Below are 24,354 nucleotides of genomic sequence, written 5' to 3'. Positions count from 1 at the left end.
TTGTGGCTGGCAGCTTCAAGCTTGCCGCTGCTTTCAAGTGCGGTATTCCGCGTTGATCTTCACGTACTCATGGGACAGGTCGGTGGTCCAGATAGTCTCGCTGCAGGTTCCGCGGCCAAGGTCGATGCGAATGGTGATCTCTTCCTGGGCCATGACCTTCGCTCCCTGGTCCTCGGTGTAGCTGGCGGCGCGGCCGCCGCGGCTGGCGATGGCGACATCGTCCAGGTACACGTCGATCAGGCTCACATCCAGGTCCGGCACGCCAGCGCGGCCGACGGCGGCGAGGATGCGGCCCCAGTTCGGATCGGAGGCGAACAGCGCGGTCTTGATCAGCGGCGAGTGGGACACGGCGTAGCCGACGTCCAGGCACTCCTGATGAGTCGCACCGCCGTTCACCTGTACGGTGACGAACTTGGTGGCGCCTTCGCCATCACGGACGATGGCCTGGGCCAGCTCCATCGAGACCTCCAGCACAGCCTGTTTCAGCGCGGCGAACAGCGCGCCGGAGGCAGCGGTGATTTCCGGCAGCGCGGCCTGGCCGGTGGCGACCAGCATGCAGCAGTCGTTGGTGGAAGTGTCGCCATCGATGGTGATGCGGTTGAAGGACTTGTTCGCCGCGTCGCGCAGCAGGTCCTGCAGCACGGCCTGGGCAACCTTGGCGTCGGTGGCGATGTAACCGAGCATGGTGGCCATGTTCGGCTTGATCATACCGGCGCCCTTGCTGATGCCGGTGACGGTGATGGTCACGCCATCATGCTCGAACTGGCGGCTGGCGCCCTTGGGCAGGGTGTCGGTGGTCATGATGCCGGCGGCGGCATCGGCCCAGTTGTCCACGGACAGGTTGGCCAGCGCGGCGGGCAGCGCGGCTTCGATCTTCTCGACCGGCAGCGGCTCGCCGATCACCCCGGTGGAGTACGGCAGCACGGCGTTTTCCGGCACACCGGCAAGCTCGGCCAGCCTGGCGCAGGTGCGGGTAGCGGCGGCCAGGCCCGACTCACCGGTGCCAGCGTTGGCGTTGCCGGTGTTGGTCAGCAGGTAGCGCACCGGGCCCAGGAAACGCTTGCGTGCCAGGATCACCGGCGCGGCGCAGAAGGCGTTGGTGGTGAACACACCCGCTACGCTGGAGCCTTCGGCACAGCGCATCACCACGATGTCCTTGCGACCGGGACGCTTGATACCGGCGGAGGCGATGCCGAGTTCGAAACCGGGAACCGGGTGCAGGGTGGACATGGGGCCGAGACCAACAGCCATGTGACGCGCTCCTATCGAAACAGTGGATCAGATGAGAAAAACGCCGCGAGCGGCTAGGCCGGTCGCGGCGTCGGTATCAGGGTCGGGAGAGGTTATTCCACCTGACCGTGGCAGTGCTTGTATTTCTTGCCCGAACCGCAGGGGCACGGCTCGTTGCGGCCGATCTTCGGCTCGTTGCGCACCGGCTCCATCGGCACGACGTTCGCGGCGCCTTCAGGCTGCTCGCCTTCTTCGTCGGTGGCGGTGGCCTGCTCCATGGACGGCGCGGCGGCATGCTGGAACTGCATGCGCTTGGCCATTTCCTCGGCTTCGCGGCGCAGACGGGCTTCTTCCTCGGCCGGGTCTTCGCGGCGAACCTGAACGAAGGAAAGCACACGGATGGTGTCGCGCCGGACCGAGTCCAGCAGTTCCTGGAACAGGTTGAAGGACTCGCGCTTGTATTCCTGCTTCGGGTTCTTCTGTGCGTAGCCGCGCAGGTGAATACCGTGGCGCAGGTGATCCATAGTGGACAGGTGGTCCTTCCACAGGTCGTCCAGCACACGCAGCAGCATCTGCTTCTCGAAGGTGCGCAGGGCTTCGGCGCCGGCGAGCTCTTCCTTCTCGTTGTAGGCGGCCACCAGCTCGGCGAGGATCTTCTCGCGCAGGGTTTCCTCGTAGAGTTTCTCGTCTTCGTCCAGCCACTGCTGTACCGGCAGCTTCAGGGCGAAGTCGCTGTACAGCGCTGCTTCCAGGCCAGCGATGTCCCACTGTTCTGGCAGCGACTGCGGCGGAATGTGCTGGCTGATGGTGTTGCTCAGGGTTTCCTCGCGGAACTCGACGATGGTGTCGCCGATATTTTCGGCCGCCAGCAGGCTGTTGCGCATGTGGTAGATCACCTTGCGCTGCTCGTTGGCGACGTCGTCGAACTCCAGCAGTTGCTTACGAATGTCGAAGTTGCGGCCTTCGACCTTGCGCTGTGCCTTTTCGATGGCGTTGGTCACCATGCGGTGCTCGATCGCCTCGCCCGGCTGCATGCCCAGGGCCTTCATGAAGTTCTTCACCCGGTCGGAGGCGAAGATGCGCATCAGGTGGTCTTCCAGCGACAGGTAGAAACGGCTGGAACCCGGGTCGCCCTGACGGCCGGCACGGCCACGCAACTGGTTGTCGATACGACGGGACTCGTGGCGCTCGGAGGCGATCACGTGCAGGCCGCCGGCTTCGATGACCTGCTGGTGACGCTTCTGCCAGTCGGCCTTGATCTGCGCGACCTGCTCGTCGGTGGGGGTCTCCAGCGCGGCGACTTCCACTTCCCAGTTGCCGCCCAGCAGGATATCGGTACCACGACCGGCCATATTGGTGGCGATGGTGACCGAGCCCGGACGACCGGCCTGGGCGATGATCTCGGCTTCCTTCTCGTGGTACTTGGCGTTCAGTACCTTGTGCTCGATACCGGCCTTCTGCAGCAGCTGCGAGACGTATTCGGAGGTTTCGACCGAAGCGGTACCCACCAGGATCGGACGACCCAGCGCCTGGCACTGCTGCACGTCGGTGATGATGGCGGCGTACTTCTCGTCCTGGGTCAGGTAGACCAGGTCGTTGAAGTCCTTACGAGCGACCGGACGGTGGGTCGGGATCACCACCACGTCCAGGCCGTAGGTCTGGCGGAACTCGAAGGCCTCGGTATCGGCGGTACCGGTCATGCCGGCCAGCTTGGTGTAGAGGCGGAAGTAGTTCTGGAAGGTGGTCGAGGCCAGGGTCTGGCTCTCGGCCTGGATCGGCAGGTTTTCCTTCGCCTCGATGGCCTGGTGCAGGCCCTCGGAGAGGCGGCGACCCGGCATGGTACGGCCGGTGTGCTCGTCGATCAGCAGGACCTGGTCGCCCTGGACGATGTACTCGACGTTGCGGTGGAACAGGGTGTGGGCACGCAGCGCGGCGTAGACGTGGGTCAGCAGGCTGAGGTTGTGCGCCGAGTAGAGACTCTCGCCCTCGGCCAGCAGGCCGTTCTGGGTCAGCAGTTCCTCGACGTAGGCATGCCCCTGCTCGTTGAGTTCGACCTGGCGGGTCTTCTCGTCGATGCTGTAGTGGCCCTGCTGGGTCACCTGGCCTTCGACTTCCTCGATGTGGCGATTCAAGCGCGGGATCAGCTTGTTGATCTTGATGTACAGCTCGGAGCTGTCTTCGGCCTGGCCGGAGATGATCAGCGGAGTCCGCGCTTCGTCGATGAGGATGGAGTCCACTTCGTCGACCACGGCGAAGTTCAGCTCGCGCTGGAACTTGTCCTCCAGGCTGAACGCCATGTTGTCGCGCAGGTAATCGAAGCCGAATTCGTTGTTGGTGCCGTAGGTGATGTCGGAGGCGTAGGCGGCGCGCTTCTCTTCCGGCGGCTGGAACGGGCTGACGATGCCCACGGAAAGACCGAGGAACTCGTACAGCGGGCGCATCCAGTTGGCGTCGCGGCGGGCTAGGTAGTCGTTCACGGTGACCACGTGCACGCCTTTGCCGGACAGGGCGTTCAGGTAGACGGCCAGGGTACCCACGAGGGTCTTGCCCTCACCGGTACGCATTTCGGCGATCTTGCCTTCGTGCAGGCTCATGCCGCCGATCAGCTGGACGTCGAAGTGACGCATGCCCATCACGCGCTTGCCGGCCTCACGGGCGACGGCGAAGGCTTCGGGCAGGATCTGGTCGAGGGTTTCCCCCTTGGCAACACGCGCCTTGAACTCTTCGGTCTTGGCCTTCAGTTGCTCATCGGATAGCGGGACCATCTGGGGCTCGAGTGCATTGATGGCCTGGACCTGCTTGGCCATGCGCTTCACTTCGCGCTCGTTCTTGCTTCCAAAGAGTTTTTTCAACAAAGGCGCAAACATATCGACTGGGTCATCCGAACTGGAGAATTGGAGGGCTGCCCGACTGGCTGGCCGCGGCGCGGAACGGCAACGAAGCGGGCATTCTACCCGGAAACGTGTATGAAAAAAGTGCCGAAGTCATCCTTGGAAGCTTCGCACTCCATGACATTTCGGGCAATGCATGGACAGATAACTTTCGATCCGCCTGCTGGATATGGTGACGCGGCCGCACAACTTCAAGGCTGCGCCGCGGCAAGCATCCCCAACCGGAGGAATCCGCCTTCTGCTACCATCGTCCTTCATTCACCCGGGTTCTCCATCATGGCCTTCCGCCCCCTGCCCGCCCAGGCATCGACCAAGCTGCTGCGCGAAGCCAAGCCTCTGCAATCGCTGTTCGCCGAGGCCCAGCGTCTCTCGCACCTGCAAGAACTGCTCGACTCACAGCTGCAGCCCGCCGCGCGCCCTTATTGCCGTATCGCGTCCTGGCGCGAAGGCAGCCTGCTGCTGATCGTCACCGACGGCCACTGGGCCACGCGGCTGCGCTACCAGCAGAACCGCCTGCTGCGGCAGCTCGCCGCCTTCGATGAGTTCAAAGGACTTGCGCGCATCCTGCTCAAGGTGCAGCCCCACAGTCAGGCCAGCGCGCCGGTACGCAGCGTTACGCTGACGGAGTCGGCAGCCGCCACGCTTCATGAGGCCGCCGAAGGCATCGACAATCCACAGCTCAAGGCAGCCTTGGAGCGCCTTGCCAGCCGTAGCCGCAAGCCGACGGAATAGACAGAAGGCGCAAACAGTCTGCATAAAAAAAGGCCACCCGAAGGTGGCCTTTGAAGATATTACTGAAGGAAGGAGGTTCCTTTATACGGCCGCGGCGGGTCGCATATAGGAGATCGGCGCGGTCTTGGCGTCCTCGAAGGTCACCACTTCCCAAGCGTCCTTGTCTGCGATGAGGGTACGCAGCAGACGGTTGTTCAGGGCGTGACCGGACTTGTAGCCGATGAACTCGCCGATGAGACTGTTACCCAACAGGTACAGGTCTCCGATGGCGTCCAGGATCTTGTGCTTGACGAATTCGTCCTCATAACGAAGGCCATCTTCGTTGAGCACACGATACTCGTCGACCACGATGGCGTTCTCCACACTGCCACCGAGCGCCAGGTTCTGCGAACGCAGCATCTCGATGTCGCGCATGAACCCGAAGGTACGGGCGCGGCTGACCTCCTTGACGAAGGAAGTGCTGGAGAAGTCCACAACGGCCTTCTGGGTGCGACCACGGAAAACCGGGTGATCGAAGTCGATCTCGAAGCTCACCTTGAAGCCATCGAAGGGCACGAAAGTGGCGCGCTTGTCGCCCTCTTCCACGGTCACTTCGCGCTTGATGCGGATGAACTTCTTCGCCGCTTCCTGCTCTTGCAGGCCGGCGGACTGGATCAGGAATACAAAGGGACCCGCGCTGCCGTCCATGATCGGAACTTCCGATGCGGACAGCTCGACATAGGCGTTGTCGATGCCCAGGCCAGCCATGGCCGACAGCAGATGCTCCACGGTATCCACCTTGACGTCACCCTTGATCAGGGTGGTCGACATGGTGGTTTCACCCACGTTCGAAGCTCGAGCGGGGATTTCCACTACCGGGTCGAGATCGGCCCGGCAGAACACGATACCGGTATCGACGGGAGCCGGCTTCAGGGTCAGGTAAACCTTCTCCCCGGAGTGCAGGCCGACACCGGTCGCCCGGATGATGTTCTTCAAGGTGCGTTGTCTGATCATGGCTTTGGCCGTTTTCGCGCAAGTTGCGAACTGTTTTCAACAATGGGCGGCGATGATAGCAGAACCGCCCTTTGCTGAACACCAATCACATTGATACTCCTGATAAATCGACTCAATCGGCCTGACGACGCAGGAAGGCCGGGATATCCAGGTAATCCAGATCGTCCTGCGGATTCAGCTTGGCCGCGGTGGCAGCGCCGCCGTGGGACTGATTGCGCATGACGGTCGGACGGTCCAGGTCGCGGTAGTTCACCGACTGGTGCTCACGCTGAACCGGAGCCTGGGTGCTGACGGCCTGGGTCTGCACGGTGTTGTCGACGACCTTGACCGGCTTCTCCAGGCGTGCACCCAGACCGGTGGCGACCACGGTGACGTGCAGCTCGTCGCGCATGTCCGGATCGATCACGGTGCCCACCTTGACAGTGGCGTGCTCGGAAGCGAACTGCTCGATGATGTTACCCACGTCGGAGTACTCGCCCAGGGACAGGTCCGGACCCGCGGTGATGTTCACCAGGATGCCGCGGGCGCCCTGCAGGTTGACGTCTTCCAGCAGCGGATTGCGGATCGCGGCTTCGGTAGCCTCGCGAGCGCGGTTCGGGCCGCTGGCGCAGCCGGTGCCCATCATGGCCATGCCCATCTCGCTCATGACGGTCTTCACGTCGGCGAAGTCGACGTTGATCATGCCCGGGCGCTTGATGATGTCGGAGATACCGCGAACGGCACCGGCCAGCACATCGTCAGCCTTGGCGAAGGCGGCCAGCAGGCTCGCGTCCTTGCCCAGGATGGTCAGCAGCTTCTCGTTGGGGATGGTGATCAGCGAGTCGGTGCTTTCAGCCAGCGCGCGGATGCCCTCGTCGGCGATCTGCATGCGCTTGCGGCCCTCGAACGGGAACGGACGGGTGACCACGGCCACGGTAAGGATGCCCATTTCCTTGGCAACCTCGGCGATGATCGGCGCAGCACCGGTACCGGTACCGCCACCCATGCCGGTGGTGATGAAGACCATGTCGGCGCCTTCCAGTACCTCGGCGATGCGCTCGCGGTCCTCGATGGCGGCCTGGCGGCCGACTTCCGGGTTGGCGCCAGCACCCAGGCCCTTGGTCACACCCGGGCCGAGCTGCAGTACGGTGCGCGCGGCGATGTTCTTCAGCGCCTGCGCATCGGTGTTGGCGCAAATGAATTCGACGCCATCAACGTTGTTCTTGGCCATGTGGTTCACGGCGTTGCCGCCGCCGCCACCTACGCCGATAACCTTGATGACTGCTGTAGTTGGGACGTTATCTACCAGTTCAAACATTTCCCCTCTCCTTCCTTTCTAGTTGTGTCGCCTACGTTTACCGCGGTGGTAAATCAGAAATTGCCCTGGACCCAGCGTTTAAGCTTTTCCAGTACCGGTGTCTTGGGTTCGTCGCTGCTGAAGCTGCTGCCGGACATGGAGATGCCGTCGGACTGCTTCTGCAGCCCGTACATGAGCAGGCCCACGCCCGTGGAGTAGATTGGATTGCGCACGACGTCGGTCAGTCCTTTGACGCTGTGCGGTACGCCCAGGCGCACCGGCATGTGAAAGATCTCTTCGGCCAGCTCGATCGCGCCTTCCATCTTGGAAGTGCCTCCGGTCAGGACGATCCCTGCCGGAATCAGGTCCTCGTAGCCACTGCGGCGCAACTCCGCTTGAACCAGGGTGAACAGCTCGTCGTAACGAGGCTCGACCACTTCGGCAAGCGCTTGGCGCGACAGTTCCCGCGGCGGCCGGTCCCCTACGCTGGGCACCTTGATGGTTTCGCCCGCACCGGCCAGTTTGGCTAGGGCACAAGCATATCGAATCTTGATCTCTTCGGCATATTGTGTCGGGGTGCGCAACGCCATAGCGATGTCGTTGGTAACCTGATCGCCGGCGATCGGGATCACCGCGGTATGCCGAATGGCGCCTTCGGTGAAGATGGCGATGTCGGTGGTGCCGCCGCCAATGTCCACCAGGCACACGCCCAGTTCCTTTTCGTCCTCGGTGATCACCGAGTAGGCCGAAGCCAGCTGCTCGAGGATGATGTCGTCCACTTCCAGGCCGCAGCGGCGTACGCACTTCTCGATGTTCTGCGCGGCGTTCACCGCACAGGTCACCACGTGCACCTTGGCTTCCAGGCGCACGCCGGACATGCCCAGCGGCTCGCGCACGCCTTCCTGGTTATCGATCACGTAGTCCTGGGCCAGGGTGTGCAGCACACGCTGGTCGGCCGGGATGGCCACGGCCTGGGCCGCGTCCAGCACGCGCTCGATATCGGCGCCACTCACTTCGCGGTCGCGAATCGCCACGATGCCGTGGGAGTTCAGGCTGCGGATATGGTTGCCGGCGATGCCGACGAAAGCCGAGTGGATACGGCAGCCAGCCATCTGCTGGGCCTCGTCGATGGCGCGCTGGATCGACTGCACGGTGGACTCGATGTTCACCACCACGCCCTTCTTCAGGCCGCGCGACGGGTGCGTCCCGATGCCGACGATCTCCAGCTTGCCATCGGCGGCCACCTCGCCCACCAGCGCCACCACCTTGGAGGTGCCGATGTCCAGGCCGACGACCATTTTGCCGCTCTGCACGCTTGCCATGTTTATCGAAGTCTCCTCAACTCACTGCGCGGCGGTGGTCTGGGCCACCGTCGCTTCCGGCACCGGGTCGCGCCACGCCACGGCCAGGCCGTTGGGGTAGCGCATGTCGATGCGCGCAATTTTCGAAATCTGCTCTTTCAGCGCCTTGTCGTAGATGGTCACGAGCCGGCGAATCTGTTCTACCGCGTGATCGCGGCCCAGCATGATCTCCACGCCCTGCGCGGTGCCCAGGGTCCAGGCGCCACGCGAACTCATGTCCAGGCTGGAAATGGTGAAGCCCAGCGGACGGAGCATCTGGCTGAGAATCTGGTACTGCTGCATCACTTGTTGCTGAGCGCGCTGCGGGCCGGACAGGCGCGGCAGGTGCTCATAGTTGGCCACCTCGCTCGGGGCGAAGGCCTGGCCCTGGTTGTTCAGCAACGCTTCGTTCCCCCAACGGGCAATCGGCAGTTGCTCGTCCAGGCGGACGACCACCTGGTCGGGCCACACGCGACGCACTTCGGCGTGGGCGATCCAGGGCATCTGCTCCAGCTCCTGGCGCATACCGGCCAGATCGATGGTGAAGAAGCTGGCCGAGACGTAGGGGCTGATCCGTTGCTGCACCGCCGCCTGGCTGATGTAGCTCAGATCACCCTCCACGCTGACCCTGGCAATCGGCCGGTCGGCATAGGGCAACGCGTATTGCGCGCCGTAGTAGGCACCGACGCCGAGCACACCCAGCACCAGAGGCCACACCAGCACCTTGAGGAAGCCGAAATTCGGCTTGGGCATGCGGGCGCTGAGCGGCTCCTTGGCCACCAGGCGGCTGGCGCCGCGCGGCACCGGCTTGCGCGCAGGTGCACGGCCGAGTCCGGGATTCTGGTGACGAAGCTGCGCGCCGTTCATGACTTACCCCCTTGCCTCGACGCTGTCGGCGAGGATCGCCAGCACCAGTTGCTGGAAATCCAGGCCGGCCGCGCGCGCGGCCATCGGCACCAGGCTGTGGTCGGTCATGCCCGGTGCGGTGTTCACTTCCAGAAGCCAGAAACGCCCTTCGGCATCCTGCATCACGTCGGCCCGGCCCCAGCCCTGGATGCCGAGGGCATCGCAGGCGCGCGCGGTCAGGTCCTTCAGTTCCTCTTCCTTGGCGGCGTCGAGGCCACAGGGAATCTGGTACCGGGTATCGCTGGCGAGGTACTTGGCGTCGTAGTCGTAGAAGGTGTGCGGAGTACCCAGGCGAATGGGCGGCAACACCTGGCCACGCAGGACGGCGATGGTGAATTCGGGCCCGCTGATCCATTGCTCGACGAGCACCTGCGAATCGTATTTCGCGGCCCCCGCCCAGGCAGCGATCAGCTCTTGCTCGCTGTTCACCTTGGCCATGCCGATGCTCGAACCTTCACTGGCCGGCTTGACGATCAGCGGGAAGCCGAGCTTCGCGGCGGCGGTGCGGCAATCGTCCTCGCTGGCGAGCACGGCATGGTCAGGCGTCGGCAGGCCCAGGCTCAGCCACACGCGCTTGGTGCGCAGCTTGTCCATCGCCAGCGCGGACGCCAGTACGCCGCTGCCGGTGTAGGGAATGCCGGCGATTTCCAGCAGCCCCTGCATGGTGCCGTCTTCACCGCCACGACCGTGGAGGATGATGAAGGCACGGTCGATCTTCTCGCGGGTCAGACGCTCCAGCAGATCGTCGCCCACGTCGATGCCGAAGGCATCCACACCGCCGTCCTGCAGCGCTTGCAGGACCATGGCGCCGGACTTCAGCGATACCTCGCGCTCGGCGCTCTTGCCGCCGTAAAGCACGGCGACGCGACCGAAGGCGCGGGGATCGAGGGTGGATTTGAGGACGTCGCTCATGCCTTCTTCCCCTCGGCGCCAGCAGCGGCGGCACCGAACATCGGATTCTTGATCAGTTGCGGCGCCAGTCCACCGATATCGCCGGCCCCCTGGCAGAGCAGGATGTCGCCGGGACGCAGCAGCGGCCCCAGCAGCGAGGCGAGATCGCCACCGCGCTCCAGATAGATCGGATCAAGCTGGCCGCGCTGGCGGATGCTGTGGCACAGATGACGGCTGTCGGCACCGGGGATCGGCTCTTCGCCGGCCGGGTAGACCTCCATCAGCATCAGCACGTTGGCGTCGCCCAGCACCTGCACGAAGTCCTCGTACAGGTCGCGGGTACGGGTGTAGCGGTGTGGCTGGTAGACCATCACCAGGCGGCGCTCCGGCCAGCCGCCACGCACGGCCTTGATCACTGCCGCGACTTCGCGCGGGTGGTGGCCGTAGTCGTCGACCAGCATCACGCTGCCACCTTCCACCTGCAGGTCGCCATAGACCTGGAAACGTCGACCCACGCCCTGGAAGCCGGACAGGCCCTGGACGATGGCTTCATCGGAGATGCCTTCGTCGGTGGCGATGACGATGGTCGCCAGGGAGTTCAGCACGTTGTGCAGACCGGGCATGTTCACCGAGACGTCCAGCGGCTCGCGCTCGGGGCGCAGCACGGTGAAGTAGGTGCGCATGCCTTCCTGGCGGATGTTGATGGCGCGGACGTCGGCGTCCTCGCTCAGGCCGTAGGTCACGGTCGGACGGGCGACCTGCGGCAGGATCTCGCGCACCACCGGGTCGTCCACGCAGAGCACGGCCAGGCCGTAGAACGGCAGGTTGTGCAGGAAGTCGACGAAGGTGCGCTTGAGCTTGTTGAAGTCGCCGCCATAGGTGCTCATGTGGTCGGCGTCGATATTGGTGACCACCGAAACCATCGGCTGCAGGTGCAGGAAGCTGGCGTCGCTCTCGTCGGCCTCGGCCACCAGGTAGCGGCTGGTGCCCAGCTGCGCGTTGGTGCCGGCGGCGTTCAGGCGGCCGCCGATGACGAAGGTCGGGTCCAGGCCGCCGGCAGCGAACACCGAGGCGATCAGGCTGGTGGTGGTGGTCTTGCCGTGGGTACCGGCAACCGCGATGCCGTGGCGGTAACGCATCAGTTCGGCGAGCATCTCGGCGCGCGGCACCACCGGTACGCGGCGGTCCAGTGCGGCGGCGACTTCCGGGTTGGCCTTGTTCACCGCGCTGGACACCACCAGCACGTCGGCGCCGTCGGCATTTTCCGCACGGTGGCCGATGAAGATCTCGGCACCGAACTTCTCCAGGCGCTCGGTGACCGGCGAAGCCTTGAGGTCGGAGCCGGACACTTCGTAGCCGAGGTTGAGCAGCACTTCCGCAATGCCGCACATGCCCACGCCACCGATGCCGACGAAGTGGATGCGACGGATGCGCCGCATGGTGCGGGTGACGCCGGTGGGTTCTTTAACCACGGGCCACCTCCAGGCAGGCATCGACCACCGTACGGGTAGCCTCGGGCTTGGCCAGACTGCGAGCGCGGCCGGCCATGCGGGTCAGGGAATCGGGATGCATCAATACCTCGGACAACTGCGCGGCCAGGTCGGCGGCGCTGGTAGATTTCTGTGGCAGCAGGTGGGCGGCGCCCTCCCGCACCAGGAATTCGGCGTTCTTGGTCTGGTGGTCGTCGATCGCGTGGGGCAGCGGCACCAGGAAGGACGGCAGGCCGGCGGCGGTCAGTTCGCTCACGGTCAGCGCTCCGGCGCGGCAAATCACCAGATCGGCCCACGCATAGGCGGCGGCCATGTCGGCGATGAACGGAGCGACGTCCGCTTCGACACCCGCAGCGCGATAACGCTCCGCAGTAATTTCGTCATGCTGACGACCGGCCTGATGGCGAATGGCCGGGCGAATCTCGGCGGGAACCTGCGCCAGCGCTTCGGGCAGCAGCTTGTTCAGCGGCTCGGCGCCCAGGCTGCCACCCAGCACCAGCAGGTTGACGCGGCGGCCGGCCAGCGGCGCGCGGGCGCCCTCTTCCAGGAACAGCTCGACACGCACCGGGTTGCCGGTGGTCAGGCGCTTGGCGCTGCTGTCGAAGGTGTCCGGGAAGGCTTCGCAGACCCGCTTGGCCAGCGGCGCCAGGCTGCGGTTGGCGGTGCCGGCGACGGCGTTCTGCTCATGGATCACCAGCGGCACGCCGGACAGTTTGGCGGCCAGGCCGCCCGGACCGGTGACGTAACCGCCCAGGCCCAGCACGCAGACCGGCTTGAGCCGGCGAACCACGCCCAGGGCCTGGAACAGCGACTTGAGCAGATCGAACGGCGCGCGCAGCAACGACTTGAGACCCTTGCCACGCAGGCCGCTGACGTTGATCAGGTGCAGCGGCAGACCGGCCTTGGGCACCAGATCGTTCTCGATGCCACGCGGCGTGCCCAGCCAGTGCACGCTGTAGCCGCGCGCCTGGAACTCGCGGGCGCAGGCCAGCGCCGGGAAGACGTGTCCGCCGGTGCCGCCGGCCATGATCAGGACGTTACCTTTCATCGGCAAAGTCCTCTTCGCTGAATTCATATTCCTCGCTGCCCATCACGGTGCGGCGCTCCCATTCGATGCGCAGCAGCATTCCCAGCTGGGCGCAGCAGATCACCAGGGAGCTGCCGCCGTAGCTGAGGAATGGCAGGGTCAGGCCCTTGGTCGGCAGCAGGCCGACGTTCACGCCCACGTTGATCAGGAACTGGCCGATCCACAGGAATGCCAGCCCGTAGGCGACGTAGGCGGAGAAGTACTGTTTCGACTGCTCGGCCCAGATGCCGATGTACAGCGCGCGCAGGCTGACGAAGACGAACAGGGCCACGGTGGCCATGGCGCCGACTATGCCCAGCTCTTCCGCGAGGACCGCGAACACGAAGTCGGTGTGCGCCTCGGGGAGGTAGAACTGCTTCTGGATGCTGTTGCCCAGGCCCATGCCGGTCCAGCCGCCACGGCCGAAGGCGATCAGCGCCTGGCTGAGCTGGTAGCCCGCGCCGAACTGGTCGGCCCAGGGGTCGGTGAAGTTGGTCAGGCGCGCCATCCGGTAAGGCTGGGTCTGGATCAGCAGGACCACGGCGCCCACCGCCAGCGCGACCATCAGGCCGAAGCGGAACAGGCCCACGCCGCCGAGGAACAGCATCGCGGCGGCCGCGCCCATCATCACCACGGTGGCGCCGAAGTCGGGCTCGCGCAGCAACAGGCCGGCCATCGGCAGCAGCACCACGAAGGGCTTGAAGAAGCCCAGCCAGCTCTCGCGCACTTCTTCCTGGCGGCGTACGAGATAGCCGGCCATGAAGACCACCACGAAGACCTTGGCGATCTCCGAGGGCTGGATGTTGAACAGGCCGAAGCCGATCCAGCGCATCGAACCGTTCACCTCGCGGCCGATGCCGGGGGTGATCACCAGCACCAGCAATCCGAAGGCGATGGCCAGTAGCTTCCAGCCCAGGCGCTGCCAGGTTTCCATCGGCACCATCATGGTCAGGCCGCAGGTGACGAAGCCGATGGCCAGGTAGATCAGGTGGCGGACCGAGAAGTACAGCGGATTGCCGGACTGCGCCGCCGCCACTTCGGACGACGCCGAGGTAACCATCACCAGACCGAGACCGAGCAGCGCCAGGCAACCCGCCAGCAGCGGGAAGTCCAGATCGATGCCGTGGCGGCTGATCAGCGGGGACGGATAGGGGCGCAGGAAGGAGAACATCAGGCGAGCTCCTCCACGGCCTTGGCGAACAGGCGTCCGCGTTCTTCGTAGTTCTTGAACATGTCCAGGCTCGCGCAGGCCGGCGACAGCAGCACGGCATCGCCCGGCAGCGCCAGGTCGGCGGCATGTTCGACGGCTTCGTCCAGGGTATTCACGCGGACCTTGGGCACGGCATTGCCGATGGCAGCGCTCACCAGCTCGGCATCGCGGCCCAGCAGCACCACGGCGCGGCAATGCTGCGCGACCGGAGCACGCAGGTCATGGAAGTCGGCGCCCTTGCCGTCGCCACCGGCGATCAGCACCAGCTTGCCGTCGATATCGGCACCCAGGCCTTCGATGGCAGCCAGGGCGGCACCGACGTTGGTGGCCTTGGAGTCGTCGTAGTAGTTCACGCCGTTGCGTTCACGTACCCACTGGCAGCGATGGGCCAGGCCGGCGAATTCACGCAGGGTCTGCAGCATCGGCTCGAACGGCAGGCCGACGGCGTGCCCCAGCGCCAGCGCGGCCAGGGCGTTGGACTGGTTGTGCGCGCCACGGATCTTCAGCTCGCGGGCTGGCATCAGCGGCTCGAACTGGAAGGCCAGCCACTTCTCACCTGCTCTTTCGGAATCTGGTTCGATCAGGCCGAAGGCCTTGAAGTCCGGCTTGTTGATACCGAAGGTCCAGCACGGCACGGTGTCGGCAATCAGCGGGCGGCTCAGCGCGTCGGCGCGGTTCACCACGACCTGCTTTGCACCACGGAAGATACGGTGCTTGGCCAGGTGGTAGTCGGCCATGCCGTCGTAGCGGTCCATGTGGTCTTCGCTGACGTTCAGGCAGGTGGCGACTTCGGCACCCAGGCGTTCGCAGGTTTCCAGCTGGAAGCTCGACAGCTCCACCACGTACAGCTCGACGTCATCGGCCAGCAGGTCCAGCGCCGGGGTGCCGAGATTGCCACCGACGGCGACGCGCTTGCCGGCGGCCTTGGCCATGTCGCCCACCAGGGTGGTGACGGTGCTCTTGGCGTTGGAACCGGTGATGGCGACGATCGGCGCCTTCGCCTGACGCGCGAACAGGTCGACATCGCCGGACATGCGCACGCCACGGGCGGCGGCTTCCACCAGCGCCGGAACGCGCAGCGACAGGCCGGGGCTCACGTAGAGCTCCTGGGCGCGGCAGAGGAAATCGGCGTCGAGGTCGCCGCAGCGCACCTCGACCTGCGGGTACTGCTCGCGCAGGGTCGCCAGTTCCGGCGGATTCGCGCGCGTATCCGCCACGGCAAAGGGCACACCCTGGCGCGCCAGGTAGCGCACCAGGGACATGCCGCTCTTGCCGAGGCCGACAACGATGCGGAATTGGTCGGAAGCGATCAGGCTCATGCTCGATCAGTCCTCAACGCAGTTTCAACGTAGCCAGGCCGATCAGCACGAGAATCACCGTGATGATCCAGAAGCGCACGATCACGCGCGGCTCCGGCCAGCCCTTGAGTTCGAAGTGGTGGTGGATCGGCGCCATGCGGAACACGCGCTTGCCGGTCAACTTGAAGGAGGCGACCTGGATCACCACCGACAGGGTTTCCATGACGAACACGCCGCCCATGATGAACAGCACGATCTCCTGGCGGACGATCACAGCAATGGTGCCCAGCGCGGCACCCAGCGCCAGCGCGCCGACGTCGCCCATGAAGACCTGGGCCGGATAGGTGTTGAACCAAAGGAAGCCCAGCCCCGCGCCAACAATGGCGGCGCAGAAGATGATCAGTTCGCCCGCCCCTGGAACGCTGGGGATCAGCAGGTATTCGGCGAATTTGATGTTGCCCGACAGGTAGCAGAAGATCCCCAGCGCTCCGCCGACCATTACGGTGGGCATGATGGCGAGGCCGTCGAGGCCATCGGTCAGGTTCACCGCGTTGCTGGAGCCGACGATCACGAAGTAGGTCAGCACCACGAAGAAGATGCCCAGCGGAATCTCGACGCTCTTCAGCATCGGCACGATCAGGGTGGTCTCGACCGGCGTCTCGGCGGTCATATAGAGGAAGATCGCCGCGCCCAGGCCGAATACCGACTGCCAGAAATACTTCCAGCGGCTCGGCAGGCCACGGGAGTTTTTCTCGATCACCTTGCGGTAGTCATCCACCCAGCCGATGGCGCCGAACAGCAGGGTCACGGCCAACACGACCCAGACGTAGCGGTTCGACCAGTCGGCCCACAACAGGGTGCTGATGGCGATGGCGGTGAGGATCAGCGCACCGCCCATGGTCGGCGTGCCTTTCTTGGACAGGTGCGATTGCGGCCCGTCGTTACGCACGGCCTGGCCGATCTGGCGGATCTGCAGGGTGCGAATCATCCACGGCCCCAGCCAGAGCGACAGGGCGAGCGCGGTCAGCACGCTCAGGATGCCGCGCAGGGTCAGGTACTGGAAGACGCCGAAGCCCTTGTGGAACTGTTGCAGGTACTCGGCGAGCAGCAGCAGCATTTAGTGACTCTCCTCGGAGGAACCACAGAGCGCCGCGACGACTTTGTCCATCGCCGCGCTGCGGGAACCCTTGATCAGAATGGTGGTGGTCGATGCTTCTTCGGCCAGGGCGCCAATCAGGCTGGCCTGATCGGCGAAGTGCCGACCCGCGGAACCGAACGCCTGCACGGCGTGGCTCATCAGCGGACCGACGGCATAGAGCGCTGAGACTTTGCCGATGGCATAGGTTCCCACTTCGCGGTGGGAAGACTCTGCCCAGGCCCCCAGCTCGCCCATGTCTCCGAGGACCAGGACGGTCCGGCCGGAAAAGCCGGCGAGTATATCAATCGCCGCGCAGATTGAAGCCGGATTGGCGTTGTAGCTGTCGTCGATCACACGCATGCCATTCGTCGCCAGCTGGGCTACGGCGCGGCCCTTGACCGGCTGCAGGTTCTGCAGGCCGGAAACGATCCCGACCAGCGGCACGCCCAGGGCATGAGCGGCGGCAACGGCCGCCAAGGCATTGGTCACATTGTGTTCGCCCAGCAGGTTCAATTGGATGCACGCCTCGCCTGCGGGACTGTGCAGGGTAAAGCCCGGGCAACCACGGGCATCACGTTGCACATCGCTGGCGCGGAAGTCGGCGCGAGCATCGTGCAGGCCGAAACTGGAGACACGACGGCCGGCGGCATGGGCCTGCCAGGTGTCGAAGGCCTTGTCGTCGCGGTTGAGGATGGCCACGCCATCGGCGGCCAGCCCCTCGAGAATCTCGCCCTTGGCCAGGACGATCTTGTCCTGCCCGCCGAACTCGCCCACATGGGCAGTGCCGGCGTTGGTGATGATGGCGACGTGCGGGCGGGTCAGACCGACGGTGTAGGCGATCTCACCGATGCGCGAGGCGCCCAGCTCGATGACCGCACTCCGCTGCTCCGGCGCCAGTTGCAGCAGGGTCAGCGGGGCGCCGAGGTCGTTGTTCAGGTTGCCACGGGTCGCCAGGACGTCGCCCTGGGTCCGCAGGATGCTGGCGAGCATTTCCTTCACGGTGGTCTTGCCGCTGGAGCCAGTGACGGCGGCGACACGGCCGGTAAAGGCAGCGCGGTTCAGCGCGCCCAGTTGGCCCAGTGCCACGCGGGTATCGCGCACCACCAGTTGCGGCAGCGGAGCAGCAGGGACTTCTCGCTCCACCAGCGCGGCGACGGCGCCCTTGGCGGCGACGTCGACCAGGTAGTTGTGGCCGTCGAAGCGCGGGCCGGTCAGGGCGATGAACAGTTGGCCCGGCACGATGGCGCGACTATCGGTGCTGACGGCGTCGAAGGCGACATCCGCGCCCACCACGCGGCCATCGAGTGCGCCGGCGACTTCGGTGAGCGACAGGGGCTTAAGCACGCTTCACCTCCCAGGCAGCCAGAGCCTTGGTGGCTTGATCCAGATCGGAGAACGGATGGCGGACGCCGTCGATCTCCTGGTAATCCTCATGTCCCTTGCCGGCCAGCAGCACGACGTCATCGACGCCGGCCGAAGCGATCAAGCGAGCAATGGCCTCGCCACGACCGGGAACGAACTCCACCGTTTCAGGCCCGGCGAAACCGGCACGGATGTCGGCGATGATCGCTTCGCTCTTCTCGGTACGCGGGTTGTCGTCGGTGACCAGCACACGGTCGGCGTGCTGCTCGGCGATCCGCGCCATGATCGGACGCTTACCGCGGTCACGGTCGCCACCACAACCGAACAGGCAGAGCAGACGACCATGCACGTGCGGGCGCAGGGCCAGCAGGACTTTCTCCAGGGCGTCCGGAGTGTGGGCGTAATCCACCACCACCAGCGGCTTCTCGCCGCCACCCAGGCGCTGCATGCGGCCAACCGGACCTTCCAGTTGCGGCAACACGGCCAGCACGTCGCCCAGCGGGTAATCCAGGCCGAGCAGCGCACCAACCACTGCCAGCAGGTTGCTCAGGTTGAACTTGCCCAGCAGCGAGCTGCGTAACAGGCCTTCGCCTTGCGGAGTGACGACCTGCGCCTCGACGCCGGCATCGCTGAAACGGGCTTCGCGGCAATAGAGGTAGGCCGACGGATCGATCTGGCTGTAGCCCATCAGGCGGGATTCGTGCTTTTCCCCGGCCAGTTGACGGCCAAAATCGTCGTCCAGGTTGATCACTCGGCAACGCAGTCCCTGCCAGGCGAACAACTGGGCCTTGGCGGAGCCGTAGGCTTCCATCGAGCCGTGATAGTCCAGGTGGTCGCGGGACAGGTTGGTGAACACCGCCACGTCGAAGCCCAGCGCCGCTACGCGACCCTGCTCCAGGCCGTGGGAGGAGACTTCCATCGCCACCGCCCTGGCGCCGGCCTGTTTCAGGCGCGCCAGGGTCGCCTGCACGGCAAGCGGATCGGGGGTGGTATGACGGCCGCTTTCCAGCGCGCCGTAGAAACCGGTACCAAGCGTACCGACGATGCCGCAGCGCTCGCCCAGCAGGTCCAGCGCCTGGGCCACCAGTTGGCTGACGCTGGTCTTGCCGTTGGTGCCGGTCACGCCGACCAGGTCGACGCCACGACTCGGCTCGCCATAGAAGCGCCCGGCGATGGCGGACAGCTGCCTGGCGAGGCCCTTGATAGCGATCATCGGCACATCGCTGGGCGGCAGATCGACAGCGCCTTCGGCTTCATAGGCAACGGCGGCGGCCCCCAGGGTCAGGGCGCCGGCAATATGCGCGCGACCGTCCTGGCGGCCACCCGGTACGGCGAGGAACAGGTCGCCCGGCTTGACGGTGCGGCTGTCCAGGGTCAGTTCGCGGATCAGCTCGCCGCTTTCAGCCTGCGGCAGCAATTGATTGAGGCTCATCGGCATCAGCCACGCCCTCCTTTGGCGGGCGCAGCATCGGCTTGCTGCTGCGGAGTCGCCGGCAGATTGTCCGGCGGTACGTTCATCAGGCGCAGCGTGCCGGACATCACCTTGCTGAACACCGGCGCGGACACCAGGCCACCGTAGTAGCCGGCCTTGCTGGGTTCATCGATGACGACCACGATCACGTAGCGCGGATTGCTCATCGGGCCGAAGCCGGCGAACAGGGAGCGGTAGGAGTTCTCGGCATAACCCTTGGTGCCGGTTGCGGTCTTGCGCGCGGTACCGGACTTGCCGGCCACGTGGTAGCCCGGCACCTGGGCGCGGAATACGCCGTTGGGCGCCTCGACCACCTGCTGGAGCATGCCCTGCATGGTCTTGGCAACGGGCTCGGGGATGACCTGGGTCGAGTCCGGCTGACGGTCGGCGCGGACCATCGTCAACGGCACGCTGCGGCCGTTGTTGGCCAGCGCCGAGTAAGCGTGAGCCAGTTGGATGGCGGTCACCGACAGACCGTAACCGTAGGACAGGGTCGCGGTTTCGGCCTTGCGCCACTCGCGGTAGTTCGGCAGGTTGCCGACGCGCTCGCCGGGGAAGCCCAGGCCGGTGTCCTGGCCGAGACCGACCTTCTGCATCAGGTTGTAGATGGCTTCGCCGCCGATATCGAAGGCGACCTTGCTCATGCCGACGTTACTGGAGCGGATGAGGATGCCGGTGAGGTCCAGCACCGGACCTTCGCTGCGGGAGACGTCGCGAATGGTGTAACGGCCGATCTGCAGGGTGCCGGGGTAGACCTCGACCTTGTCGGTCGGCTTCCAGCGGCCGGTTTCCAGTGCCGCGCTCATGGAGAACGGCTTCATGGTCGAACCGGGCTCGAAAACGTCGATCATGGCGCGGTTGCGCATCATCGCCGGCTGCAGGTTGCGACGGTTGTTCGGGTTGTAGGTCGGCTGGTTGGACATGGCCAGCACTTCGCCAGTCTTCACGTCGAGGATCACCAGGCTGCCGGCCTTGGCGCCGTTTTCCACCAGCGCGTTGCGCAGCTCGCGGTTGGCGAGGTACTGCAGGCGCAGGTCGATGGACAGGGCCAGGGTCTTGCCGGCCTTGGCGTTACGGGTGACCTGCACGTCGCGGATAAGGTGACCACGGCGGTCCTTGAGCACCTGGCGCTTGCCCGGCACGCCGGCCAGCCAGCTGTCGAAGGCCAGTTCAACGCCTTCACGACCACGATCGTCGACGTCAGTGAAGCCCACCACCTGTGCGGCAACCTCGCCGGACGGGTAGAAGCGACGGAATTCCTCGACCGAATAGACGCCGGGGATGCGGTGGGTTTTCACCTGGGCCATCACGCCCTCGCCCTGCTCCGGGGTCAGGCCACGCACCAAATAGATGAACTCCTTGTCGGCGTTCGCCTCCAGGCGTTCCGACAGAGCGGCCCTGGACTGGCCGAGGGCATCGGCGAGGAAGCCCCACTTCTCGCGTTCGAGCACCAGTTCCTTGGGATTCGCCCACAGCGTGGCAACCGGCGTACTGACGGCCAGCGGCTCGCCATTGCGGTCAGTGATCAGGCCGCGGTGCGCGGGAATGGCGATGTGGCGCACGCTGCGCGCATCGCCCTGTCCCTTGAGGAAATCGTGGTCGATGACGTGCAGGTCGACGATCCGCCAGGCGATGGCGGCCACCATCGTCATCAGCAGGCCGACGACGACGCGGAAGCGCCAGGGGTAGCGAGCTCCGGCGAGATTCTTCATGGCGCCACCATGATGACTTCGGTCGGATCCGGCACGCGCATCTTCAACTGGTCGGTGGCCAGCGCTTCGATGCGGCTGTGCGCCGTCCAGGTGCTCTGCTCCAGGATCAGCCGGCCATATTCGGCCTGCGCCTTGTCACGCACGCTCAGTTCGGCATACAGAGCGTTGAGCAACTGGCGGTTCCAGTACGCGCTGTAGGAAACGGAAATCGCCGATAGCAGCACACCAATGAACAGCAACAGCATGAAGAAGCTGCCGGCCGGCAGGCGCTTGACGAAGAGGCGGCTCATCTGAGCTTCTCCGCAATACGCATGACGGCACTGCGCGAACGCGGGTTGGCCTTGAGCTCAGCCTCGGAGGCGTAGACCGGCTTGCCGAGCAGCTTCAGGCGCGGCTCGAAGGGTTTGACCTGGATCGGCAGGTTGCGCGGCAGGTTGTCCGCCTCGCCTTTCACCTGCTTGCGCATGAACTGCTTGACGATGCGGTCTTCCAGCGAGTGGAAGCTGATCACCACCAGGCGACCGCCCACGGCAAGACCTTCCAGCGCGGCGTCGAGGCCCCGCTCCAGATCGCCCAGCTCATTGTTGATGAAGATACGCAGCCCCTGGAAGGCGCGGGTGGCCGGATTCTTGCCCTTCTCCCAGGCCGGGTTGGCCTCGGTGATCACCGCAGCCAGGTCGGCGGTACGCTCGAACGGCTTTTCCGCACGGCGCTGCACGATGGCGCGGGCCATGCGCCTGGCAAAGCGCTCTTCGCCGTAGTCCTTGAACACACGGGCGATCTCGTCTTCGGCGGCGGTGGCAATCCACTGCGCGGCGCTGACGCCCTGGTCCGGGTTCATCCGCATGTCCAGCGGACCGTCGTTGAGGAAGCTGAAGCCGCGCTCCGGGTCATCCAGCTGCGGCGAGGACACGCCCAGGTCCAGCAGCACGCCGTTCACGCTGCCCTGAAGGCCGCGAGCGGTGAACTCATCCGCCATCTCGGCGAAGGACCTTTGCACAATGACGAAGCGGCCGTCTTCGGCCGCCAGTGCTTTTCCCGTCGCGATGGCTTGGGGGTCCTTGTCGAACCCGAGCAACTGACCACCCGGACCGAGCCTCCCAAGCAAGGCACGACTATGCCCTCCCCTGCCGAAGGTACCGTCCACATAGCGGCCGTCGTCGCGGGGGGCCAGTGCGTCGACGGCCTCCTCGAGAAGAACGGTGATGTGTTGGTAGGTACTATTCACAGGCAGGCTCACAGAATAAGGTCGCGCAATTCGTCCGGCAGACCGCCGGGCTCTTTAATGGCTGCGAGGTCGGCCTCGGCAACCGCATTCCACTTGTCTTCGTCCCAGAGCTGGAACTTGTTCAGCTGGCCGACCAGCATGGCCCGCTTGTCCAGGCCGGCGTATTCGCGAAGCCGCGGCGGAACCAGGAAACGCCCGGCGCTATCCAGCTCCAGGTCCACGGCATTACCAATCAGCAAACGCTGCAGGCGCCGCGTTTCTTCACGCAACGACGGCAGCTCGCGCAGTTTGGCTTCGATGAGTTCCCATTCAGGGAGGGGGTATACGGTCAGGCAGGTATCGACGGCATCGATGGTGACGATGAGCTGGCCATTGCAACGCGAAACGAGCTCGTCACGATACCGACTCGGCATCGCGAGGCGCCCTTTGGCGTCGAGACTGATGGCGTTAGCTCCGCGAAACACGTCAGCGCTTCCCCTGTGGTTGGCTATCCATGCCTGTTGATCCCACTTTTACCCACTTCATACCACTTCCGCACACTATAGAAATCCACGCTCCCCACCGTCAAGGCGAGCCAGAGGCGAAAAATCCTTACAGGACCGAGATTTAGCGTGCTTATGGAGGGTTTCGGAGGGAAGTTTGACGCGACCAGAAAGAGAAAAGCCCAGTGTTTTCAAAACACTGGGCTTTCACACTTAAAGTGATTTCTTAACTTTGTAACTTCTTCCGATCAGCGACAAATGGTCATGGTGGGAAGAAGTGGAGGGAATGTGGAGAGAGTCGGTCTGTAAGCCGGGTTCTGTCGAGGACAGCCATTCCTCTGGGACATTCATCACTGAATGCCTCAAGCGACCTACCCGAATCCAACGCGGGCCGCGCCAATGGATTCCTATTTGGTCTTGCTCCGAGTGGGGTTTACCTAGCCACGAACTGTTGCCAGCCGTGCGGTGCGCTCTTACCGCACCTTTTCACCCTTACCGGCGCTGTTGCGCTTAGGCGGTTATTTTCTGTGGCACTTTCCGTAGGCTCGCGCCTCCCAGGCGTTACCTGGCACTCTGCCCTATGGAGCCCGGACTTTCCTCCACCCCGTGATGGAACATCACGCAGCAGCGACTGTCCAACCAACTCTCAGTCCGCAAGATTAGCGGCTGACGACGCTCAGGACAAGCTCAAGCCTTACCCTGGCGCTCCAGCGCGATCTGATACAGCTGGTTCTTCCGCACCCCGGTGATCTCCGCCGCCAGCGCTGCCGCGCGCTTCACCGGCAATTCGGCCAGCAATAGATCGAGCACGCGCAGCGTCTGCGCATCCACCGCTTCATCGCCTTCCGGCGCCGGCCTGCCCGCCACCAACAGCACGCACTCGCCGCGCTGCTGGTTGCTGTCGCCGGCGACGAACTCGCGCAGTTCACCCAACGGCAGGCCCTTCAGGGTCTCGAAGGTCTTGGTCAACTCCCGCGCCAACACCGCCGGGCGCTCATTGCCGAAGATCGCCGCCATGTCCTCGATGCACTCCAGCAGACGATGCGGCGCCTCATAGAAGATCAGCGTACGCGGCTCCTCCAGCAGCGCCTCCAGCCGGCCACGCCGCCCCGCGGCCTTGGCCGGCAGGAAACCCTCGAAGACAAAGCGATCCGACGGCAGCCCGGCGGCGGACAGCGCGGCGATCAGCGCGCAGGCGCCCGGCACCGGGACCACCTGAACTCCCGCAGCCCGCGCCTGGCGCACCAGGTGATAGCCCGGATCGGAGATCAACGGCGTGCCCGCATCGGAGATCAGCGCGACGTCTTCGCCGGCCTGCAGCTTCGCCAGGAATCGCCCGCCCTGCTCGCGCTCATTGTGCTCATGGCAGGCCGCCAGCGGCGTTTCGAGGCCGAAATGCTGCAGCAGGCGTACAGAGTGACGGGTGTCTTCGGCGGCGATCAGCGAGACGTCGCGCAGCACCTTGAGCGCCCGGGCGCTGATGTCATCCAGATTGCCGATGGGGGTAGCCACCACATAGAGAGTGCCGAAGGTCACGCGGAAGAACCTCGCCAGGAATGTCGGAAAAGCCGCATTGTATCCCCTTTCCGGTTGCCGCCATCGCGTCACCCTCGCCGCTTGGGTACAATCGGCAGCTCT

The 24,354-nt window shown here is 64.8% G+C and carries 20 protein-coding genes and 1 other RNA gene; 1 reads left to right on the top strand and 20 read right to left on the bottom strand.

Annotation, left to right across the window (positions count from 1 at the left end):
- Window positions 1–33 precede the first annotated feature (33 nt).
- Window positions 34–1,251 (bottom strand): bifunctional glutamate N-acetyltransferase/amino-acid acetyltransferase ArgJ, encoded by a 1,218-nt coding sequence (argJ, locus tag H681_RS05710; RefSeq protein ID WP_015475887.1) that lies wholly within the window; start codon window positions 1,249–1,251, stop codon window positions 34–36.
- Window positions 1,252–1,343: 92 nt separating this feature from the next.
- On the bottom strand, window positions 1,344–4,097 hold the full coding sequence (gene secA / locus H681_RS05705) for a preprotein translocase subunit SecA (protein ID WP_015475886.1): 2,754 nt from the start codon (window positions 4,095–4,097) through the stop codon (window positions 1,344–1,346).
- A gap of 300 nt (window positions 4,098–4,397) precedes the next feature.
- On the opposite strand from secA, the gene H681_RS05700 reads away from it, so the two are divergent.
- The gene (locus H681_RS05700; protein WP_015475885.1) at window positions 4,398–4,853 is read left to right on the top strand and encodes a DUF721 domain-containing protein; all 456 of its coding nucleotides are present in this window, start codon (window positions 4,398–4,400) and stop codon (window positions 4,851–4,853) included.
- An 81-nt stretch (window positions 4,854–4,934) separates the two neighbouring features.
- Here H681_RS05700 and lpxC read toward each other — a convergent pair whose 3' ends face one another.
- From lpxC to rsmI, 18 genes are all read right to left on the bottom strand, one after another.
- On the bottom strand, window positions 4,935–5,846 hold the full coding sequence (gene lpxC, locus H681_RS05695) for a UDP-3-O-acyl-N-acetylglucosamine deacetylase (protein ID WP_015475884.1): 912 nt from the start codon (window positions 5,844–5,846) through the stop codon (window positions 4,935–4,937).
- Window positions 5,847–5,958: 112 nt separating this feature from the next.
- Window positions 5,959–7,143, bottom strand: a complete 1,185-nt coding sequence (ftsZ, locus tag H681_RS05690; protein WP_015475883.1) for a cell division protein FtsZ — start codon at window positions 7,141–7,143, stop codon at window positions 5,959–5,961.
- A gap of 53 nt (window positions 7,144–7,196) precedes the next feature.
- On the bottom strand, window positions 7,197–8,444 hold the full coding sequence (gene ftsA / locus H681_RS05685; RefSeq protein ID WP_015475882.1) for a cell division protein FtsA: 1,248 nt from the start codon (window positions 8,442–8,444) through the stop codon (window positions 7,197–7,199).
- Between the two features lie 21 nt (window positions 8,445–8,465).
- Complete coding sequence (locus tag H681_RS05680; protein WP_015475881.1) at window positions 8,466–9,329, bottom strand: cell division protein FtsQ/DivIB; 864 nt, start codon at window positions 9,327–9,329, stop codon at window positions 8,466–8,468.
- A gap of 3 nt (window positions 9,330–9,332) precedes the next feature.
- On the bottom strand, window positions 9,333–10,280 hold the full coding sequence (locus tag H681_RS05675; RefSeq protein WP_015475880.1) for a D-alanine--D-alanine ligase: 948 nt from the start codon (window positions 10,278–10,280) through the stop codon (window positions 9,333–9,335).
- Complete coding sequence (murC, locus tag H681_RS05670; RefSeq protein WP_015475879.1) at window positions 10,277–11,731, bottom strand: UDP-N-acetylmuramate--L-alanine ligase; 1,455 nt, start codon at window positions 11,729–11,731, stop codon at window positions 10,277–10,279. The genes H681_RS05675 and murC overlap by 4 nt, the downstream gene beginning before the upstream one ends.
- Window positions 11,724–12,797 carry an undecaprenyldiphospho-muramoylpentapeptide beta-N-acetylglucosaminyltransferase gene (murG, locus tag H681_RS05665; protein WP_015475878.1) on the bottom strand — a complete coding sequence of 358 codons (1,074 nt, stop codon included), beginning with the start codon at window positions 12,795–12,797 and terminating at the stop codon, window positions 11,724–11,726. The genes murC and murG overlap by 8 nt, the downstream gene beginning before the upstream one ends.
- Window positions 12,787–13,986, bottom strand: a complete 1,200-nt coding sequence (gene ftsW / locus H681_RS05660; RefSeq protein ID WP_015475877.1) for a putative lipid II flippase FtsW — start codon at window positions 13,984–13,986, stop codon at window positions 12,787–12,789. Before ftsW ends, murG begins: the two co-directional genes overlap by 11 nt.
- Window positions 13,986–15,344: a UDP-N-acetylmuramoyl-L-alanine--D-glutamate ligase gene (gene murD, locus H681_RS05655; protein WP_015475876.1), complete on the bottom strand. Its 1,359-nt coding sequence runs from the start codon at window positions 15,342–15,344 to the stop codon at window positions 13,986–13,988. The genes ftsW and murD overlap by 1 nt, the downstream gene beginning before the upstream one ends.
- Before the next feature lie 13 nt (window positions 15,345–15,357).
- On the bottom strand, window positions 15,358–16,440 hold the full coding sequence (mraY, locus tag H681_RS05650) for a phospho-N-acetylmuramoyl-pentapeptide-transferase (RefSeq protein WP_015475875.1): 1,083 nt from the start codon (window positions 16,438–16,440) through the stop codon (window positions 15,358–15,360).
- Entirely contained in the window at window positions 16,441–17,805 is a 1,365-nt protein-coding gene (locus H681_RS05645) for a UDP-N-acetylmuramoyl-tripeptide--D-alanyl-D-alanine ligase (RefSeq protein WP_015475874.1), read from the bottom strand.
- The gene (locus H681_RS05640; RefSeq protein WP_015475873.1) at window positions 17,798–19,261 is read right to left on the bottom strand and encodes a UDP-N-acetylmuramoyl-L-alanyl-D-glutamate--2,6-diaminopimelate ligase; all 1,464 of its coding nucleotides are present in this window, start codon (window positions 19,259–19,261) and stop codon (window positions 17,798–17,800) included. Before H681_RS05640 ends, H681_RS05645 begins: the two co-directional genes overlap by 8 nt.
- Window positions 19,261–21,006: a peptidoglycan D,D-transpeptidase FtsI family protein gene (locus tag H681_RS05635; RefSeq protein WP_015475872.1), complete on the bottom strand. Its 1,746-nt coding sequence runs from the start codon at window positions 21,004–21,006 to the stop codon at window positions 19,261–19,263. Before H681_RS05635 ends, H681_RS05640 begins: the two co-directional genes overlap by 1 nt.
- Complete coding sequence (ftsL, locus tag H681_RS05630; protein WP_015475871.1) at window positions 21,003–21,296, bottom strand: cell division protein FtsL; 294 nt, start codon at window positions 21,294–21,296, stop codon at window positions 21,003–21,005. Before ftsL ends, H681_RS05635 begins: the two co-directional genes overlap by 4 nt.
- Entirely contained in the window at window positions 21,293–22,234 is a 942-nt protein-coding gene (rsmH, locus tag H681_RS05625; RefSeq protein WP_015475870.1) for a 16S rRNA (cytosine(1402)-N(4))-methyltransferase RsmH, read from the bottom strand. Before rsmH ends, ftsL begins: the two co-directional genes overlap by 4 nt.
- Window positions 22,235–22,242: 8 nt before the next feature.
- Window positions 22,243–22,698 (bottom strand): division/cell wall cluster transcriptional repressor MraZ, encoded by a 456-nt coding sequence (gene mraZ, locus H681_RS05620; protein WP_015475869.1) that lies wholly within the window; start codon window positions 22,696–22,698, stop codon window positions 22,243–22,245.
- 308 nt (window positions 22,699–23,006) lie between these two features.
- Window positions 23,007–23,363: RNase P RNA component class A (gene rnpB, locus H681_RS25575), an RNA gene on the bottom strand.
- A 40-nt stretch (window positions 23,364–23,403) separates the two neighbouring features.
- Window positions 23,404–24,252, bottom strand: a complete 849-nt coding sequence (rsmI, locus tag H681_RS05615; protein WP_015475868.1) for a 16S rRNA (cytidine(1402)-2'-O)-methyltransferase — start codon at window positions 24,250–24,252, stop codon at window positions 23,404–23,406.
- Window positions 24,253–24,354 lie beyond the last annotated feature (102 nt).

It is taken from the genome of Pseudomonas sp. ATCC 13867 (genome assembly GCF_000349845.1).
Taxonomy (GTDB): Bacteria; Pseudomonadota; Gammaproteobacteria; order Pseudomonadales; family Pseudomonadaceae; genus Pseudomonas.
The sequence above is the reverse complement of the archived record's forward strand: the minus strand, read 5'-3'. Positions and strand labels throughout refer to the sequence as shown.

Excerpts from the sequence above, each read along its gene's own strand:
- argJ (WP_015475887.1), bottom strand. The coding sequence starts at position 1,251 with ATGGCTGTTGGTCTCGGCCCCATGTCCACCCTGCACCCGGTTCCCGGT.
- secA (WP_015475886.1), bottom strand. The coding sequence starts at position 4,097 with ATGTTTGCGCCTTTGTTGAAAAAACTCTTTGGAAGCAAGAACGAGCGC.
- H681_RS05700 (WP_015475885.1), top strand. The coding sequence starts at position 4,398 with ATGGCCTTCCGCCCCCTGCCCGCCCAGGCATCGACCAAGCTGCTGCGC.
- lpxC (WP_015475884.1), bottom strand. The coding sequence starts at position 5,846 with ATGATCAGACAACGCACCTTGAAGAACATCATCCGGGCGACCGGTGTC.
- ftsZ (WP_015475883.1), bottom strand. The coding sequence starts at position 7,143 with ATGTTTGAACTGGTAGATAACGTCCCAACTACAGCAGTCATCAAGGTT.
- ftsA (WP_015475882.1), bottom strand. The coding sequence starts at position 8,444 with ATGGCAAGCGTGCAGAGCGGCAAAATGGTCGTCGGCCTGGACATCGGC.
- H681_RS05680 (WP_015475881.1), bottom strand. The coding sequence starts at position 9,329 with ATGAACGGCGCGCAGCTTCGTCACCAGAATCCCGGACTCGGCCGTGCA.
- H681_RS05675 (WP_015475880.1), bottom strand. The coding sequence starts at position 10,280 with ATGAGCGACGTCCTCAAATCCACCCTCGATCCCCGCGCCTTCGGTCGC.
- murG (WP_015475878.1), bottom strand. The coding sequence starts at position 12,797 with ATGAAAGGTAACGTCCTGATCATGGCCGGCGGCACCGGCGGACACGTC.
- ftsW (WP_015475877.1), bottom strand. The coding sequence starts at position 13,986 with ATGTTCTCCTTCCTGCGCCCCTATCCGTCCCCGCTGATCAGCCGCCAC.
- murD (WP_015475876.1), bottom strand. The coding sequence starts at position 15,344 with ATGAGCCTGATCGCTTCCGACCAATTCCGCATCGTTGTCGGCCTCGGC.
- mraY (WP_015475875.1), bottom strand. The coding sequence starts at position 16,440 with ATGCTGCTGCTGCTCGCCGAGTACCTGCAACAGTTCCACAAGGGCTTC.
- H681_RS05640 (WP_015475873.1), bottom strand. The coding sequence starts at position 19,261 with ATGCCGATGAGCCTCAATCAATTGCTGCCGCAGGCTGAAAGCGGCGAG.
- H681_RS05635 (WP_015475872.1), bottom strand. The coding sequence starts at position 21,006 with ATGAAGAATCTCGCCGGAGCTCGCTACCCCTGGCGCTTCCGCGTCGTC.
- ftsL (WP_015475871.1), bottom strand. The coding sequence starts at position 21,296 with ATGAGCCGCCTCTTCGTCAAGCGCCTGCCGGCCGGCAGCTTCTTCATG.